This window comes from Paenibacillus sp. P4_E11 (genome assembly GCF_056401635.1).
Map to the genome: position 1 here is coordinate 1 of NZ_JBFUIX010000476.1, position 1,368 is coordinate 1,368.

1 protein-coding gene is annotated in these 1,368 nt (G+C 37.6%); it reads right to left on the bottom strand.

The features are described from left to right. Positions 1 to 33 precede the first annotated feature (33 nt). A partial coding sequence (locus AC1DWB_RS35250; RefSeq protein ID WP_477545720.1) for a bacitracin ABC transporter permease occupies positions 34 to 1,368 on the bottom strand: 1,335 nt, incomplete at its 5' end.

A 1,368-nucleotide genomic window follows, 5' to 3' on the forward strand; every position in this document is an offset into this window, starting at 1 on the left:
GGTCAAATTGCTATCCAAGCAATTGCCGAAGAGTTAAAGTGCCTCTTTTATCACCTTTTTGTAATAATAAACCGATAGTATTCCGAAAATCGAGTACAATGCGGTATATAGGAGCATAACCATAATCATTGGTGTCCACAGCTCTGTGCCAAATAAAAACCATCCCGATTGGACTGCAAAATAGCTATGGAGTAGCCCAACGACTAATGGTATTCCGAAATTAAAGACTTGTTTTGCTTGAATGCCTTTTAACAAATCTCCCTGCGTGAAACCAAGTTTTCTTAGAATGGTATAATTGGACTTCTCATCTTCACTTTCATCCATTTGTTTAAAGTAAAGAATACATCCGGATGTAATCAGGAAAGTTAATCCCAGGAAACCAACGATAAACATGATGAGTCCCATATTTTGTTTTTGATTGTTGCTCATTTCAAGCTGAGAGTCATATGCTCGATTACTACTAAAACCCATTTCATTAAAAAGTGTATTTGCTTCTTTAACATTAGCGTTATCTTTGATGTCAATTCCGATATAAACAGATGCATCTTTCTGAATGGCCGGATTGAGATCTTTTTTCAGTCGCTCGAATATGGTTTCGTCTACAATGGCAACGGGCAAGCCACCGCTCGTGAAATACCCTGAAACGGGGGCTTCTATATTTAATCCCTTATATTGTTGCGGAATGACTTCATGCTGACCCTTCAATTCAATAGATCCAGCGTCTTTCATAGACATGAATTTCTGCAGGATCCCACTAGTACCCGTAAAACGGGTCTCATCTGCTGACAGATGGATATTATCGACGGCTTGTTCACTAATCACAGGCATGGTCATGCTACTCGGATCAAAGCTAGAATTCAATCCTTCCAGATTGGCATCCATAATATTTTTTACATTGACGGCTAGCTGAATGACATCAATGATTTTATCGGTATATAAGATGTTATTCTCGGTTAATGCTTTTTTAAATTGCTCTGCATCCTGAATATTGGTAATGGAAAAGTCTGCTGGGACATACCTTTCGGCTGACTTTTCGGCGGAATAGTATGAGATATAGCTTAAGGATAATAATCCAATTGCAAGTCCGGATACGGTCGTAATGATGGTTAATAATACGGCATTCGATTTCATTCTGAACATTATAGATGAAAGTGACAATACTTCATTAATGTTCAAGTAACCTTGCTTCTTATTCCGAATGATATTAAATATAAAACGGACGGACCCTTTATAAAAAAGATAAGTCCCAATGATGACGGACCCTAGAATAATGATCATCGCAGAGAATAGTTCATTCATCGTTGTGAAGTCTCCACTAAATAATTTCGATGAAATATAATAGCCCAGAATGATCAATGTCATTCCTGC